The organism is Pseudomonas sp. 8BK, from assembly GCF_902506475.1.
Classification (GTDB): Bacteria; Pseudomonadota; Gammaproteobacteria; order Pseudomonadales; family Pseudomonadaceae; genus Aquipseudomonas; species Aquipseudomonas anguilliseptica.
Map to the genome: position 1 here is coordinate 2,092,576 of NZ_LR733252.1, position 14,959 is coordinate 2,107,534.

At 60.0% G+C, this 14,959-nt stretch carries 16 protein-coding genes; 9 read left to right on the plus strand and 7 right to left on the minus strand.

Going from position 1 to position 14,959, the window contains the following annotated elements:
- Nucleotides 1-113 precede the first annotated feature (113 nt).
- The 3 genes from sixA to ACIN8IBEIGE_RS09580 are packed head-to-tail and all read right to left on the minus strand — an operon-like array spanning nucleotide 114 to nucleotide 2,008.
- Nucleotides 114-578 carry a phosphohistidine phosphatase SixA gene (sixA, locus tag ACIN8IBEIGE_RS09570; protein ID WP_160014433.1) on the minus strand — a complete coding sequence of 155 codons (465 nt, stop codon included), beginning with the start codon at nucleotides 576-578 and terminating at the stop codon, nucleotides 114-116.
- A gap of 25 nt (nucleotides 579-603) precedes the next feature.
- The gene (locus ACIN8IBEIGE_RS09575) at nucleotides 604-951 is read right to left on the minus strand and encodes a DUF4389 domain-containing protein (protein ID WP_160014434.1); all 348 of its coding nucleotides are present in this window, start codon (nucleotides 949-951) and stop codon (nucleotides 604-606) included.
- Between the two features lie 34 nt (nucleotides 952-985).
- On the minus strand, nucleotides 986-2,008 hold the full coding sequence (locus ACIN8IBEIGE_RS09580; RefSeq protein WP_160014435.1) for an NAD(P)H-dependent glycerol-3-phosphate dehydrogenase: 1,023 nt from the start codon (nucleotides 2,006-2,008) through the stop codon (nucleotides 986-988).
- A gap of 250 nt (nucleotides 2,009-2,258) precedes the next feature.
- On the opposite strand from ACIN8IBEIGE_RS09580, the gene ACIN8IBEIGE_RS09585 reads away from it, so the two are divergent.
- The 3 genes from ACIN8IBEIGE_RS09585 (at nucleotide 2,259) to fabB (ending at nucleotide 6,102) form a co-directional block, all read left to right on the plus strand.
- Nucleotides 2,259-4,181, plus strand: a complete 1,923-nt coding sequence (locus tag ACIN8IBEIGE_RS09585; RefSeq protein ID WP_160014436.1) for an ATP-binding protein — start codon at nucleotides 2,259-2,261, stop codon at nucleotides 4,179-4,181.
- Nucleotides 4,182-4,353: 172 nt separating this feature from the next.
- Nucleotides 4,354-4,869, plus strand: a complete 516-nt coding sequence (gene fabA / locus ACIN8IBEIGE_RS09590; RefSeq protein WP_090386203.1) for a 3-hydroxyacyl-[acyl-carrier-protein] dehydratase FabA — start codon at nucleotides 4,354-4,356, stop codon at nucleotides 4,867-4,869.
- Between the two features lie 12 nt (nucleotides 4,870-4,881).
- A complete protein-coding gene (fabB, locus tag ACIN8IBEIGE_RS09595) occupies nucleotides 4,882-6,102 on the plus strand; it encodes a beta-ketoacyl-ACP synthase I (protein ID WP_160014437.1) in 1,221 nt (406 codons plus the stop codon).
- A gap of 77 nt (nucleotides 6,103-6,179) precedes the next feature.
- Here fabB and ACIN8IBEIGE_RS09600 read toward each other — a convergent pair whose 3' ends face one another.
- From ACIN8IBEIGE_RS09600 to ACIN8IBEIGE_RS09610, 3 genes are all read right to left on the minus strand, one after another.
- Nucleotides 6,180-7,805: a methyl-accepting chemotaxis protein gene (locus ACIN8IBEIGE_RS09600; RefSeq protein WP_160014438.1), complete on the minus strand. Its 1,626-nt coding sequence runs from the start codon at nucleotides 7,803-7,805 to the stop codon at nucleotides 6,180-6,182.
- Between the two features lie 188 nt (nucleotides 7,806-7,993).
- Nucleotides 7,994-8,458 (minus strand): DUF3859 domain-containing protein, encoded by a 465-nt coding sequence (locus tag ACIN8IBEIGE_RS09605; RefSeq protein ID WP_160014439.1) that lies wholly within the window; start codon nucleotides 8,456-8,458, stop codon nucleotides 7,994-7,996.
- A gap of 62 nt (nucleotides 8,459-8,520) precedes the next feature.
- Nucleotides 8,521-9,543: an amidohydrolase family protein gene (locus ACIN8IBEIGE_RS09610; protein WP_160014440.1), complete on the minus strand. Its 1,023-nt coding sequence runs from the start codon at nucleotides 9,541-9,543 to the stop codon at nucleotides 8,521-8,523.
- A 76-nt stretch (nucleotides 9,544-9,619) separates the two neighbouring features.
- Here ACIN8IBEIGE_RS09610 and ACIN8IBEIGE_RS09615 point away from each other — a divergent pair, with 76 nt between their 5' ends.
- The 6 genes from ACIN8IBEIGE_RS09615 (at nucleotide 9,620) to ACIN8IBEIGE_RS09640 (ending at nucleotide 14,068) form a co-directional block, all read left to right on the plus strand.
- Nucleotides 9,620-10,519, plus strand: a complete 900-nt coding sequence (locus ACIN8IBEIGE_RS09615) for an ABC transporter substrate-binding protein (protein ID WP_160014441.1) — start codon at nucleotides 9,620-9,622, stop codon at nucleotides 10,517-10,519.
- Nucleotides 10,516-10,914, plus strand: a complete 399-nt coding sequence (locus tag ACIN8IBEIGE_RS09620; RefSeq protein ID WP_160014442.1) for an OsmC family protein — start codon at nucleotides 10,516-10,518, stop codon at nucleotides 10,912-10,914. The genes ACIN8IBEIGE_RS09615 and ACIN8IBEIGE_RS09620 overlap by 4 nt, the downstream gene beginning before the upstream one ends.
- Nucleotides 10,914-11,774, plus strand: a complete 861-nt coding sequence (locus ACIN8IBEIGE_RS09625) for a pirin family protein (RefSeq protein WP_160014443.1) — start codon at nucleotides 10,914-10,916, stop codon at nucleotides 11,772-11,774. Before ACIN8IBEIGE_RS09620 ends, ACIN8IBEIGE_RS09625 begins: the two co-directional genes overlap by 1 nt.
- 90 nt (nucleotides 11,775-11,864) lie before the next feature.
- A complete protein-coding gene (locus ACIN8IBEIGE_RS09630) occupies nucleotides 11,865-12,413 on the plus strand; it encodes a sigma-70 family RNA polymerase sigma factor (protein WP_160014444.1) in 549 nt (182 codons plus the stop codon).
- Entirely contained in the window at nucleotides 12,410-13,123 is a 714-nt protein-coding gene (locus ACIN8IBEIGE_RS09635; protein WP_160014445.1) for an anti-sigma factor domain-containing protein, read from the plus strand. The genes ACIN8IBEIGE_RS09630 and ACIN8IBEIGE_RS09635 overlap by 4 nt, the downstream gene beginning before the upstream one ends.
- 153 nt (nucleotides 13,124-13,276) lie before the next feature.
- Nucleotides 13,277-14,068 carry a DUF4394 domain-containing protein gene (locus ACIN8IBEIGE_RS09640; protein WP_160014446.1) on the plus strand — a complete coding sequence of 264 codons (792 nt, stop codon included), beginning with the start codon at nucleotides 13,277-13,279 and terminating at the stop codon, nucleotides 14,066-14,068.
- A 41-nt stretch (nucleotides 14,069-14,109) separates the two neighbouring features.
- Here ACIN8IBEIGE_RS09640 and ACIN8IBEIGE_RS09645 read toward each other — a convergent pair whose 3' ends face one another.
- Nucleotides 14,110-14,895 (minus strand): dienelactone hydrolase family protein, encoded by a 786-nt coding sequence (locus tag ACIN8IBEIGE_RS09645; RefSeq protein WP_160014447.1) that lies wholly within the window; start codon nucleotides 14,893-14,895, stop codon nucleotides 14,110-14,112.
- Nucleotides 14,896-14,959: the final 64 nt, after the last annotated feature.

A 14,959-nucleotide genomic window follows, 5' to 3' on the forward strand; every position in this document is an offset into this window, starting at 1 on the left:
GGGCTTCCTCCTTTGTTGTTTTTGTGGAGCCAACCAAGCAATTGCTTGGTCGGACTATTCCACGCACAAAGGCGGCCCGCAAGAGGAGAAATGTTTCGGCGTGTAGTAAGCCGTCAGCGCTGCGTCGGGTGCTTGTGGAGCGACAATTTCATTAACCCGACCAGCAGATCATCACCTTCCAGCAACGCCAGGCTGGCGGTATTCATGGGCAGCGGTTGCTGGCGATGGCCATGAATCAGCAAGCCCGCCAAGGCGCCAACCAGCGGTTGATGGGTAACCAGCAACAGCTCGTCGAACGCATAGCCGTCCAGCTCGCGCAGCGTCTGGCGCAGGTCACTCTCCGGCGTTAGCCAGGGCACAGTCTGCCGGATACCGCTAAAGGCCAAAACGTCGCAGGCCAGATCGGCCGTCTGCTGCGCCCGGACATAGTGGCTGACCAGAACGGCCTGCAATGGCCGGTCCAGCAAGTGCGCAGCTGCCTCACGCACCTGCTGCCGACCATGGGCAGTCAGGTTGCGCTCGGCATCAGTGCGTGCAGTCGATTCGGCTTCACCGTGGCGCAGCAGCCACAGCTTCACCGCCCTGCCCCCATCAACCGACCAGTCAAAGCTTCGGTTCTTCGTCACGCACTGGGTGGGCCGCCGGCGGAATGCTGTGCGGAGTCTCACCTTGTGGTGCTTGCGGGGTAGGCCAGTCGGCAAAAGGCCAGGGTTTTTCATCGCTATTGAAGGTGCCAAAGCGACCGATCTGCGCCAGGTACTGGCTCAAGCTGTCACCAAAGCTCAGCAGACCGGCATTCGGCGCACCGTAAAACAGGCGATAACCCAGCTGCAGCAACACCACGGCGCCCAGGAGGATTTCCGCCAGTTGCCAGACAATGGTGAAGATCACCATCCAGAGGATGCGCAGCAGAATCGATTCGCGCTGCAGTTCCTGATTGTCATCACTCATGCTCATCTCCTTGCAGGGTTTAGAAAGCTAAATCTTAGAAACCGGTGGTGGGAATAAAGTCGACGTCGGTCTTCGGCTCACCGCTCATCAGTGCGCCGATCACCTGATTTAGCGTGCGCCCCTCGAACAGAATGGCATGCAGACCTGCGACTAACGGCATGTAGACCTGCAACTCTTCAGCCTTGGCTTTCAGCACCTTGAGGGTGTTTACCCCTTCCGCCACTTCACCCAGACGCGTTACAGCATCCTCCAGGCTCAGCCCCTCACCGAGGGCGAAACCGACCTGATAGTTGCGGCTTTTCGCCGAGGAGCAGGTGACGATCAGATCGCCCACCCCGGCCAGCCCGAGGAAAGTCATGGGATTGGCGCCCAGTTTGACCGCAAAGCGGGTCATTTCCGCCAATGCGCGAGTAATCAGCATGCTTTTGGTGTTTTCGCCCATGTCCATGGCCGCCGCCATACCGGCAATGATCGCGTAGACGTTCTTCAGCGCCCCGCCCAGTTCGACGCCAAAACGGTCGCCACTGGCGTACACGCGGAAGGTACGGCCGTGCAACGCGGCCTGCACTTGCTGGCAGAGATCTTCGTCCTCGCTGGCGACGACCGAAGCAGTCAGCGCATGCTCGGCCACTTCACGCGCCAGATTCGGTCCAGACAGCACGCCAATGCGCGCCTGCGGAGCAATGTCTTCGAGAATCTGGCTCATCAGCAGAAAACTCTGCGCCTCAATGCCCTTGGTGGTGCTCACCAGCAACTTGCCGCTCAGCAGCTCGGCCACCGGCTGCAAGGCCTGGCGCAAGGCACTGGAGGGCAAGGCCACGAAAATAAGCTGACAAGCCTTCAGGGTTCCGCTCAGGTCAGTTACCGGGTCAACGCCTGAGTGAATCTTGATGCCTTTGAGGTAACGCGGATTTTCACGGGTCAGCCGAATCGCCTGGGCCTGTTGTGGGTCGCGCATCCAGTGCAGGACGTGCTGGCCATTCTCGGCCAGCAAATTAGCAATCGCAGTGCCGAAGCTACCGCCGCCAAGCACTGCGATGGGGTGCTGATCAGTCATAACGCATCCGTGGTAAACCATTGAAAGTGGCGAATCGCTCGCATTATACGGCGACACCTGTATGCAGCCAGCTTTTAGCAGGTTGCCTGGCACTGGCAAAGCCAGGCAGCTCAGTTAACATGCAGCCTTTCAAACGCAAACAAGGTTGTGGCGTGATCTATAGCACCCAAGCCCGGCTTCACCCTAAGGTCGTGAAAAATCGGCCAGCTCTCCAGCGCTCGCAAGGTCTGCGCAACAGCGGAGTGGCCCGATGATCTTGCGCCGTGGCTGGAATATCCATACCCGCACGCAATTGATCAGTGTTGGCCCCGCCCTGCTGCTGACCCTACTGCTCACCGGGTTCTTCACCTTTGCCCGCCTGCAGGACCTGCGCCAGGAACTCAATCACTACGGACAGCTGATCGCCAGCCAGTTAGCCCCGGCCAGTACCTACGGGGTGATCTCCGGCAACCTCGATGTGCTCGATGCCCTGCTGCAAGCCACACTGAAGACCCCCCATGTGCGCTTTCTAGAAGTACGCGACCACACTGGCAAGATTCTCGTCTACGTCGAACAGACACCTGGCAGCGGCCACGCCAGTAGTCAGGTCGAGGTGTTCCAGGCGCCGATTAATCTGCAACGCGCGGCATTAAACAGTCCCACTCAGCAAGCACTGACCGATGACTACCTGGGTTATGTCGTCGTGGGCATGTCCAACGATGCCTTCAACACCCGCCAACAGGAAATCCTCTTCAAGGCCACCCTGATCGCCCTGTTTGCCCTGGTACTGACCTTTCTTCTCGCTCGCCGCCTGGCCCGCCATCTGTCACAACCGCTTAGCGCCATGGGCGAAGCGGTTAGCGCGATTCAGGCCGGCAACTACCAGACCACTCTGCCCGAAGTCGGTGAAGGAGAATTGCAGGCGCTGGCGCGGCATATCAACAACCTCGCCCACGGCCTGGCCAGCGCCAGTGAAGAACAACAACGGGCCATGGCCCTGCTGATTCAAGCACGCGAACAGTCGGAGCTAGCCAACCGTGCCAAATCCGATTTCCTGGCGATGATGAGCCACGAGTTGCGCACACCGATGAATGGCGTACTGGGCATGCTGCAGTTGCTGGAAACCACGGAGATGACCCAGGAGCAGGCGGAATACGCTGCCCTGGCCACCGAGTCCACCGAACACCTGTTGAAAGTCATCAACGATATTCTCGATTTCTCGCGCATCGAACGCGGCGCGCTGGAACTGGAACGCATCCCTTTCAGCCTGCTCGACCTGCTGCAAAGCTCAATTCAGGTATTCCAACACAGCGCCCAGCAGCGAGGCCTGCAATTGCTCTTGGACACGCAGAGCGGGCTGGAGCAGCTGCAGGTGCAGGGCGACCCAACGCGGATTCGGCAAATTCTGGTCAACCTGATCGGCAACGCCCTGAAATTCACCGAAACCGGCAGTATCCGCGTACACAGCACCTGGCAGGCGCTGGACAACCAGGTACTGTGGTTCAGCTGCTCGGTACACGACAGCGGCATCGGTATCTCCCCCGAGCGCCTGGAACATATGTTCGATGCCTTCCAGCAGGCCGACACTTCTATTTCAAGACGTTACGGCGGCACAGGGCTGGGTTTACCCATTGCCCGCACCCTTGCCGAGCGAATGGGCGGCACCCTGCGCGCGGTCAGCCAGGAAGGCCAGGGCTCGGTATTTACCCTGGAAGTGCCACTGCCCTTTTCCCAGCAGGTCACACCTGCTGTCAGCGACGCACCACTGCCAGCAGACCAGGGTAACGGCCAGCCAGTGCTGCTGGTCGAAGACAACCCGGTCAACCAGACCGTAATTGAGGCGATGCTGCGCAGCCTGGGCTATCAGGTAAGCCTGGTCGGCGATGGCGCCCAGGCCGTGCATCAGGTCAGCCAGCAGAGATATGCAGCAATTCTGATGGATTGCCGCCTGCCGATCATGGATGGCTACGAGGCCACGCGGCAGATCCGCCGCCTGCCGGGCTGCGCCGAATTGCCGATCATCGCCCTGACCGCCAATGCCCTGCAGGGCGACCGTGAGGCCTGCCTGCAATCGGGCATGAATGACTACCTGGCAAAACCCTTTAAACGGGCAGATTTGCAGCGAATCCTGCAGCGCTGGCTGCCCTCTCGACCTTCGACGGGTAGTCAAGAAGGCTCAACTGCTGCAGGCTAGAGCCATGGGCTATGACAGGCCAACAAGAGCGGAGTACAACTGTACTCACAAGGCTGTGACTTTCACCACAACGCAACAGTCTATGACTAGGCTGTTGGCAGGCGCAGAGGCTGCGTCGCCAGCCAGGATGATTCGCCCAGCCTTGGCGCATGGGACAAATTGAGGAGCTCGCATGACCAAACAAAACGCCTTCACCCGGGAAGAACTGCTCGCTTGCAGTCGCGGCGAACTATTCGGCCCAGGTAATGCGCAACTGCCCGCGCCGAACATGCTGATGATCGATCGCATCACTCACATCAGCGACACCGGCGGCAAGTACGGCAAGGGCGAAATTGTCGCCGAGCTCGATATCACTCCTGACCTGTGGTTCTTCGCCTGCCACTTTGAAGGCGATCCGGTAATGCCAGGCTGCCTGGGCCTGGATGCCATGTGGCAGCTGGTGGGTTTCCACCTCGGCTGGCAGGGCAATCCCGGCCGCGGCCGCGCCCTCGGTTCGGGTGAAGTGAAATTCTTCGGCCAGGTCCTGCCGACCGCCAAGAAAGTCACCTACAACATTCAGATCAAACGCACCATCGCCCGCTCCCTGGTCCTGGCTATCGCCGACGGTACCGTCAGCGTTGATGGCCGCGAAATCTACAGCGCTGAAGGCCTGCGGGTTGGCCTGTTCACTTCTACCGACAATTTCTAAAGGACTTATCGCATGCGTCGCGTCGTGATTACCGGCCTGGGCATCGTTTCCTGCCTGGGCAATGACAAAGCCACCGTCTCTGCCAACCTGCGTGCTGGCAAGTCAGGCATCCGCTTCAACCCTGCCTATGCCGAAATGGGCCTGCGCAGCCAGGTATCCGGTTCCGTTGACCTGAACCTGGAAGAGCTGATTGATCGCAAGGTCTATCGCTTTATGGGTGATGCTGCGGCATTTGCCTACCTGTCCATGGAACAGGCGATCAAAGATTCGGGCCTCAGTGCGGAAGAAATTTCCAACCCACGGGTGGGCCTGATTGCAGGCTCCGGCGGCGCGTCGACCTTCAACCAGATGGAGGCCATGGACATCCTGCGCGAAAAGGGCGTCAAGCGCGTTGGCCCGTACCGCGTGCCGCGCACCATGGGCAGCACCGTTTCCGCCTGCCTGGCCACACCGTTCAAGATCAAGGGCGTCAACTACTCGATCTCTTCGGCCTGCGCCACCAGCGCCCATTGCATCGGTAATGCCATGGAGCAGATCCAGCTGGGCAAACAGGATGTAGTGTTTGCCGGCGGCGGTGAAGAAGAACATTGGAGCCAGAGCTTCCTGTTCGACGCCATGGGCGCCCTCTCCACCCAGTACAACGAAACCCCGGAAAAAGCCTCGCGTGCCTACGACTCCAAGCGTGACGGTTTCGTTATCGCCGGCGGTGGCGGCATGGTGGTGGTCGAAGAGCTGGAGCACGCCCTCAAGCGCGGCGCCAAGATCTACGCCGAAATCGTCGGCTACGGCGCCACCAGCGACGGCTATGACATGGTTGCCCCAAGCGGCGAAGGCGCAGTGCGCTGCATGCAGCAAGCCCTGGCCACCGTCGATACCCCTATCGATTACCTGAACACCCACGGCACCTCGACTCCAGTCGGCGACGTCGCGGAAAGCCGCGCAGTACGCGAAGTGTTCGGCGCCAAGGCACCAGCCATCAGCTCGACCAAGAGCCTGTCCGGCCACAGCCTGGGCGCCGCCGGCGTGCAGGAAGCGATCTACTGCATGCTGATGATGGAAGGCAACTTTATCGCTGGCTCGGTCAACATCGACGAAGTCGACCCGGAAATCGCCGACCTGCCGATCCAGCGCAGTACCGTCGAGAATGCCAAGCTCGACACCGTGATGAGCAACAGCTTTGGCTTCGGTGGTACCAACGCCACTCTGGTGCTCAAGCGCTGGGCAGGCCAATAAGCCTCGCCCTGTGTTTGCAGCATAAAAAGGCCATCCCTCGGGATGGCCTTTTTTATTGTGCTTTACGCGGAGCTCACTCAGATAGAGAAGCGCGCTACCAGTGCATTGAGGTCCACCGCCAGACGTGACAACTCCTGGCTGGCTGCACTGGTCTGGTTGGCCCCGGCCGAAGACTGCATCGACAGATCACGGATATTCACCAGATTGCGATCCACTTCGCGGGCCACCTGAGCCTGCTCTTCCGAAGCGCTGGCAATCACCAGGTTACGCTCGTTGATCTGCGAAATCGCAGCCGCAATCTCATCCAGCGCCAGGCCTGCAGCCTTGGCTACATCCAGAGTTGAGCGCGCCCGGCTGTTGCTGTTCTGCATGGAGCTCACCGCTTTGTCGGTGCCCTGCTGAATGCCGCTGACCATTTGCTCGATTTCACGGGTCGACTGCTGGGTGCGATGCGCCAGGGCCCGCACCTCATCGGCTACCACGGCAAAACCGCGCCCGGCTTCACCTGCCCGCGCGGCTTCAATCGCGGCGTTCAGCGCCAGCAGATTGGTCTGCTCGGCAATCGAACGGATCACATCCAGTACCTTGCTGATATCGCGCACCTGCCCGGCCAGCTGCTCAACTTCGGAGGCGGTATGGGTCACGTCATCAGCCAGGTTACTGATCGATTCGACAGTCTGGCGCACCTGCTCGCGGCCATGCTGGGCCGTGCGGTTGGACTCACTGGAAGCCTCAGAGGTGCTGACGGCATTACGCGCGACCTCTTCCACGGCACTGGTCATTTGATTGACCGCTGTAGCCGCCTGCTCGATTTCATTGTTCTGCTGGTGTAAGCCGCGGGTCGAGTCCTCGGTCACCGCACTGAGCTCTTCTGACGCCGAGGCCAGCTGCGTGGAGGAGTCGGAAATATTCCTGATGGTGCTGCGCAGGCTCTGCTGCATGCTTTTCAAGGCACTCAGCAAACGCGCCGGCTCATCACTGCCCTGCACCTCGATGGGTTGGGTCAGGTTGCCGCTTGCTACCACTTCGGCCACCCGTACCGCCTCGCTCAGCGGCGCAACGATACTGCGGGTCAGCAGCAGTGCCAGGATCACCGTCAGGCCAAGTGCCAGAGCAATCATCACGATTACCCACCAACGCGAGCTTTCAAATACCTCATCGGCATTTTTGGCAGCGGCGGTGGCGCCAACCCGGTTCAACTCAGACAGCTCAGCCAGGGCCTTGGCCATGCTGTCGGCGTGGCCGTTGAGCGAGCCGTGGGCGACCGCTAGTGCAGCGTCCAAGTCATTTTTCTTTAACGCATCAACGATCCTGTTTTGCTCCTGCAGATAACTGCTCTCAGCCTGCTTGAAGCGCCCGTAAAGAGTCTTTTCCTCTGCACTGGAAATCAGCTTTTCATATTCACGTTGGGCTTTGTGTAAGAGGCCTCGGAACTCTTCCATTCTGGCGATGTTCTGCTTGGTCGATGACTCATCGCTGTTGAGCATTGAGCGCAGGGTCAGTGCCCGTAGCCGCAGCAGATCCTGATTCATCTCTGCCAGACTCAGGATACTGGGCAACCAGTTTCCATTTATCTGCTCCGACTGCTTGTTCATTTCGCTCATCTGCAGCAACGAAAAGCTACCGAGCAGCAGAACCAGCAGCGCCACCAGGCCAAAGCCAAGCGATGCTCTGGGCGCAATATTGAGATTTCTTAGGGTCATCACGGCAGTCCTTTACAGTTCTGAAGCAGCTTATTCGATAGCGTATGGCCATTATCCTTATGAATGCCTTAAGACCTTCAGCCAATATCTACAGATACAGCTATCGACTCACTCTTAGCCTTCTTGACCTATCGATCATAAAAAACCCGAGCCTGGGCTCGGGTTCAGCGTGAAAACTTCAGCTAACTTCAACGCACGATAAAGCGCTGCTCCAGCAACTTGCGATCATCCTGGAACACCATAAAGTGCCACTCACCGGGCACCACTTCATGCCGTTCGGTGAACTCAAAGGCCATGACATCCTGCGGCGCCCCGGGAACCAGCTTTTGCGTCACAACGAATTTGTCGTGACGGGTGCCTTGCGGAGTGACCACGCCAGGGGTGAGGTACAGCAACGTCAGCGGCGAGTCTTCTGCCACTTTGCCAACCAATGTGTAACGCATGCCGAACTTGGTGCCGAGCTTGGCAGGAATTACTTCGCCTTGCTCAATCTGCTGGTTACTGCGGGTCAACACCCGCTCACCTTCCTGAAAGTCCTGATAATCGCTGGCGAAAACGCCGTACTCGACCGGGCCGTCTACCCGGACTTCGGCCTGCACCAGGCTGCTGATCAACACAAGTGCGGCCAGGGCACTAAAACGGGTGTATTGCATGTCGCGCTCCTTTTTTAGATGGCGCGAGCCTATGACACCCGTATGACAGAGCAATGACAGCCCTACTCTGCCATATCGGTCTGAACCCGGCGCGGCAGCACCGCGAGAAAGTTATCGCGTGCCACCTGCTGCGCGACATCCTCAGGCAAGGCATCGAGAAACGGCTTAAAACCGCTCATATAGTCCTCCAGGCTGGTGAAGCGTCCGACCACATCGGAGCCGAGCATAAAGCGCGCCGGATAGCTGCTGACCAGCTTCACCCAGGCAGGATCAGGCTTGCCGTCAGCATCCAGCAGATAGGGCTGCAGCACAGTCCAGGACAGATCGATATACAGATTGGGATACTGCTTGAGCATCCGTTCAAGCGTAGGCAACAAGAATTCCAGCTTTTTCTGGTGCCGATGAATTTCCATGCTGGTACCAGCATGCGCCCAGATAAATCGCACATGCGGATGGTTGCGCAGCGGGTCCTCGATTTCCTGCAGGTAGAGCGGATTGCGCTCGCGCTTGGACGTGATATTGGAGTGCAGCATCACCGGCAGGTCATACTCAGCAGCCAGATGGAAGACCCGCGCCAAAGCCTCGTTGTTAGCCCGCGGCGCATCACCATGAATCAGCGCGGTGAGGTCGTCATGCCGGGTGAAAATCTCGCCGATGCCTTGCCACAGGCCAGGATCAAGCTCAAGCATGCGGCGGATATGTGCATCGGCATTCTTGTCATTCGGGTTGAAGCCGGAGAGAAATGGATGCAGACGCTTGCGCTGCTCGGCGGGCACCTGCTTATAGGCATGCGCCACCAGTACATCGGTGGCGCTGTACCAATAGGCGTTGGCATCGTCGCCGGCGTAGTAACGTGGCCGCTTGGGTTCGTCTTCATGCCACTTCTTCGCCACCGGAATGCCCGAGAGCATCACATGCTCGATATTGCCGGCGGCCATCTGCTCGAACAGTTCGGTCATTCCCGCGCTTTCCTGAAAGAAGTCGACATAGTGCAGATGAGCATCGCTAAAGCGGTAATCGCGCGCCAGCACCAACGGACTACAGACAGTGACGAGAACAGCCAGACTCAACGCAAGTCGCTTCAAACCCCAACCCTCCGGAAGACGTGAGCACAATTGACTCACTACACTGAGCTCTAGTTCAGAAACCAGGATTGCAGCAATGGCTTCAGCTTCGACACACCGACCATGCACCTGGCCAAACTCCCTGCCGACACTGCTGGTTCTTGCCTTTCTCTTGCTGCCCACAAGCCATGCGACAGAGCGCCTGAACTACCCATTGCACTCAGACGGCATTGATCCCGAAGCCTATGCCCTGGCGCTGCTGAGCGCAGCGCTGGAGCGCACGCCCGGACGCTACCAGCTGCAACCCACACCGGTACCCATGGCACAAAGCCGCGCGCTGCTGGCCATCGAGCACGACAGCAAAAGCGTGCAGGTGATGTGGACCATGACCACCCGGGAGCGTGAAGCCCGCCTGCTGCCAATCCGTATCCCGATCTACCGTGGCCTGATCGGCTGGCGTGTGCTGATGCAGCGCGGTAATGCGGCCGAGCAGCTGGCTTCGGTAGAAAACCTCGATGAGCTCAAGCGCTTCAACTTCGGCCAACGCCACGACTGGCCGGACACCGCGATTCTGCGTGCCAATGGCCTGAAAGTAGTCACCAGCCAGCACTACCGCGGTTTGTTCCAGATGCTCGCCGCCGGACGCTTCGATCTGTTTCCCCGCGAAGTGGTGGTGGCCTGGCAGGAACAGGCGCGAGCCGTAGAAGACGGGCTGGCGCTGAGTATCGACAACCACCTGTTGCTGCATTACCCAACCGCGTTCTACTTTTTTACCTCGCGCAACCGTGCGGACCTGGCCGCCGATATCGAACGCGGGCTGGAAGCGATGATTGCCGATGGCAGCTTTCAGCGCCTGTTCGAGCAATACCACGGCGATACCCTGCGCCAGGCCAACTTGCATCAGCGACGCATTATCGAACTGCACAACCCCGACCTGCCCCCAGCAACGCCATTTGCCCGCAAAGAATTATGGTTTCAGCCCAAGGAGCTCAAATGATCAGCATCAGCAACGAAAAAGGCCTGCTGCAGCGCATCAGCATCGGCCCGCACACCTTGCATAGCGACGTGTCGGTGGAGCTGGGTGGTGAAGGGTCGGCCCCCGAACCCCATGACCTGTTCGATGCTGCGCTGGGCGCGTGCAAGGCGCTGACCCTGGCGCTGTATGCCAAGCAACGTGGTTTGCCGCTGGAAGGCCTCGACGTAAAGCTAAACCGCGATGACAGCCAGGAGCGTCAGGGCATCTACCACCTGGACGTAGAACTGACCCTGCACGGCGCGCTGGACGACGCACAGCGCCAGCAGCTGCTGCGCATCGCCGACAAATGCCCGATCCACAAACTGATGACCAGCAGCACGGTCGAGGTCAGCACTCAGCTGAGCGAGGGCGTCTGATGAACAACTTTCTGCTGATCCAGCCACGCACGGAAAACCTCGGCGGGCAACCTATCCTGCGCCCCCTGCCCTCGGCCAAGTGCCGCAGCGTTGGGCCGTTCGTGTTCTTTGACCATATTCTGGAAAACACCTACCCGGCCGGCAGCGGCATGAATATCAACCAGCACCCGCATATCGGCCTGTCTACCCTCACCTACCTGTTCGAGGGGCAACTACAGCACAAGGACAGCCTCGGCTCGAATCAGCTGGTCAGCCCCGGCGAAGTCAGCTGGATGACCGCAGGCCGTGCCGTCGCGCATGTCGAGCGCACACCGCAGACGCTGTGGGAAAGCGGCTCGCACATGCATGGCCTGCAGGTCTGGCTGGCCATGCCCACCGCCGAGGAGCAAGGCGAACCCCGCTACAGCCATCACGCAGCCGACAGCCTGCCGCGCAGTAGCAGTATGGGCGTGGACATCTGCCTGATTGCCGGCACCGGTTTCTGCCTGCAATCACCGGTCCCGGTGCTGTCGCCCACTATCTACGCCGAGATCAAGCTGGCCGCAGGCAGCGCACTGCAAATCCCTGCCGAGCATGCCGAACGCGCGCTGTACCTGATTGATGGCGAGGCCACCCTGGATGACCAGCAACTGCCATTGCGTGGCCTGCTGGTGCTGCCTGACGGCGAGACCTACACCCTCAGCGCCTGCAGCGAGAGCCACCTGATGTTGATTGGTGGGGCACCGATTGGTCCACGCCGAATCAACTGGAACTTTGTCGCCAGCGATCCGGCGCTGATCGAGCAAGCCCGCCAGCGCTGGGCCGCACAGGACTGGCCAAGCGTGCCTGGCGAAACCGCACGCATCGAGCTGCCGCGCTGACGGAGAAGATTTGTTGCACTCGCACGACATCCAAAGCGCAGGTGCTCGGGTATAACCCTTGGCACGCTCACACATTCAGGAACCCTGTGCATGGCGCAGCCGCTGTTTGATTACGAAAGCCATCTGGAAGCCTGCGCCCGGCAGGACGATCGTGCATTCCAGGCGCTTTACCAACAGGAGGCCGCGCAGATGCTCGGGTTGGCCATCACCCTGCTCGGCCGCCGTGATCAAGCCGAAGACTGCGTGCACGATGCCTTTGTGCAGATCTGGCGCAACGCCCAGCGCTTTCAGCGGGCGCTTGGCAGCGGCCGTGCGTGGATCTACAGCATCCTGCGCTACCGCGCGCTGAATCAGTTGCGCAGCCGTGGCCGTACGCTGGAGGTGGATGACGACTTTATCGAGCGCGCCGCCGATGACAGCCCACAGGCCGCCGAACTGCTTGAACAACAGGGCGAACAGCAGCAACTGCGTCGTTGCCTGCAAAGTATCGAACGCAACCGCCGCCACCCGATTCTTCTGGCTTTCTACCGTGGCCTGACCCATGAGCAGATCGCCAACCGCCTGACCACCCCGCTGGGCACCATCAAGGGCCGTATTCGCGCTGGCCTGCGCGCACTGCAGGAGTGTTTGCAAGCATGATTCCGCAGCAACCTGCCGAACGCCGCGCCTTGATCGGCGAATATGTCCTGGGCCTGCTCGATGAGGCCGAAGCCGCTGAGGTGCGCGAGCTGATCGAGCACGACAGCGAAGCCGCACAAATGGCCCTGCAGTGGCAACAGCACTTTCTCGAACTGAGCGATCAGCTGCCGCCGCAAACACCCTCAGCACAACTGTGGCAACGCCTGCAGGACAGCCTCGGCCTGACGCCGGCCGTTAGCCGGGTGAGTACCTGGCTGGCCTGGTGGCAGAGCCTGACCACCTGGCGTCTGACCAGCGCCGCTCTGGCACTCGCCCTGATCGTCGCGCTGATGCCTGATCTGTGGCGTACGGATATGCCTGGCAACAGCTACACCGTGGTGCTGCAAGCCCCCGGGGAAGCGGCCAAACCCGGCTGGGTGGTGCATGTGGACGGCACAGGCAGCCTGCGTTTGCAGCCGTTGCTGGACGATCAGATTCCAGCCGATCGCTCCGTGCAGTTCTGGACGTTGATCGACCCCGCCATCGGTCCGCGCTCATTGGGCCTGGTCGAACCGGGTAAGCCGCTACAACTGTCAGCCGAACAGATTGGCGCGGTACAAGCCGGCCAGCTGTTCGAACTGACGCTGGAACCGGCCGGCGGCTCGCCGAAGGATCGGCCAACCGGCAAGGTGCTGTATATCGGCCGCGCGGTGATGGCTTCGGTCAACTGAGGCCATTTGCAAATAACTGAATTTATTTTCAGGCAGCGACATCCAGACGTTCTCTCGTGGGTATAGCTATCAGGTGTTTCATCGAGGCACCTGCAAGGCCGGCAATGTTCGGCCTTGTATCGATGCTGGATAACCACAGATGAGAGGACGCTTATGAACAGGCTCAATACCCTGCTGACAACAGCCGTTGCCACTGCCACCCTCAGCCTCGCCGCCGGCACTGCCAGCGCGGCAACGCTGCTGGCCCTTAGCGCCGACGGCCAGCTGTTCAAGGTCGACAGCGCCAGTCAGAAAGTCACTGCCACGATGGCTACCAACAGCCCAAGCCCACTGCGCGGCATCGATGTACGTCCGGCCAACGGCATGCTCTATGCGCTGGGCGGTGACAATCAGCTCTACACCCTGGACCAGGCTACTGGCGCCGCCAGCAAGGTCGCCAGCCTGAACAAGCAGCTACCAGGCAGCGGTCAGGCGGTGATCGACTTCAATCCGGTCGCCGACAAACTGCGCATGCTCGCCGCCGACGGCACTAACTTCCGCGTGAATGTCGAAACGGGTGAAGTGGTAGTCGACGGTTCAGTGGCCTACGCGGCTGACGGCGCCTTTGCAGGTAAAAGTGCACAGGTGGTGGCAGGTGCCTATACCAACTCCTATGCCGGTACCCAGGCCACCTCGTTGTACAACTTTGATATCGCCAGCAGCAGCCTGATGCTGCAGAACCCGCCAAACGATGGCATTCAGCAAGTGGTTGGCATGGTCGCCGATGGCCTGAAGAGCGCGGCAATGGACATCGTCAGCGACGGTAAGGGTGGCAACACTGCCTACCTGCTGGCCGGCACCACGTTGCACACCCTGGATCTGGCCACGGGTAAGCCGACCACTCTGGGAGAGGTTGCCGACCTGCCGGGCAATATCATCGATATCGCCGTGTTGCCAGGTATGTAAATCCACATGCGGGAAGGCCGCCTGGCCTTCCCGTTCACGCCTTACTGGGCGAAAGTTTCCGCAAACAGATCATCCATGGCCTTGAAGGCACGCGCTGCCACCACCGGGTGGTACTCATTGCGCCCCGGCACATTGGCCACCGGATTGGTGAAGGAATGCACCGCACCGCCGTAGCTGACCAACTGCCAATCGGCTTTCGCCGCTTTCATTTCCGCAATAAAGCCATCGACCTGCGCCTGCGGCACTGCCGGATCGTCCGCGCCATGCAGCACCAGAACCGGTGCCTTGATGTTCTGTGCGTCATTCGGATTGGGGGTATCCAGATTGCCGTGGAACGAGACAAAGCCTTTCAGATCGGCGCCGGAACGCGCCAGCTCCAGCACCGCACCGCCGCCAAAACAGAAACCGATCGCCCCCAGCTTGCTGACATCCAGCGCCACCTGCGCAGTTTGCGCCTTGAGCACCTCCACCGCAGCTTGCGCACGTTTACGCATCAGCGGCCGGTCGCTACGCACCAGCGTCGCGGCGGCCTTGGCTTCATCGGCATTTTTCGGGCGTACGGCCTTGCCGTACATGTCAGCCATAAACACCACGTATTTATCGCTGGCCGCGCGGGCGGCCTTCTTCGCCGAATCCTCGGTAACGCCCAGCCAGTTGGGCACCATCAGCAGTCCGGGCCGCGGCGTGGTCACCGCATCGTCGTAGATCAGCAAACCTTCGAAGGCTTCACCATCGATCTCATAAGGCACCGGTTTTACCACCACAGCGGCGTCAGCAAAGCCGATCATGCCGGCACACAGCAGGGGCAACAGGGTTTTCGTGGACATGGCGAGGCTCCTCGGGATGGATTAAGCGCAGCACAACCATAGACCGCAGCCGGGTGATGACCAA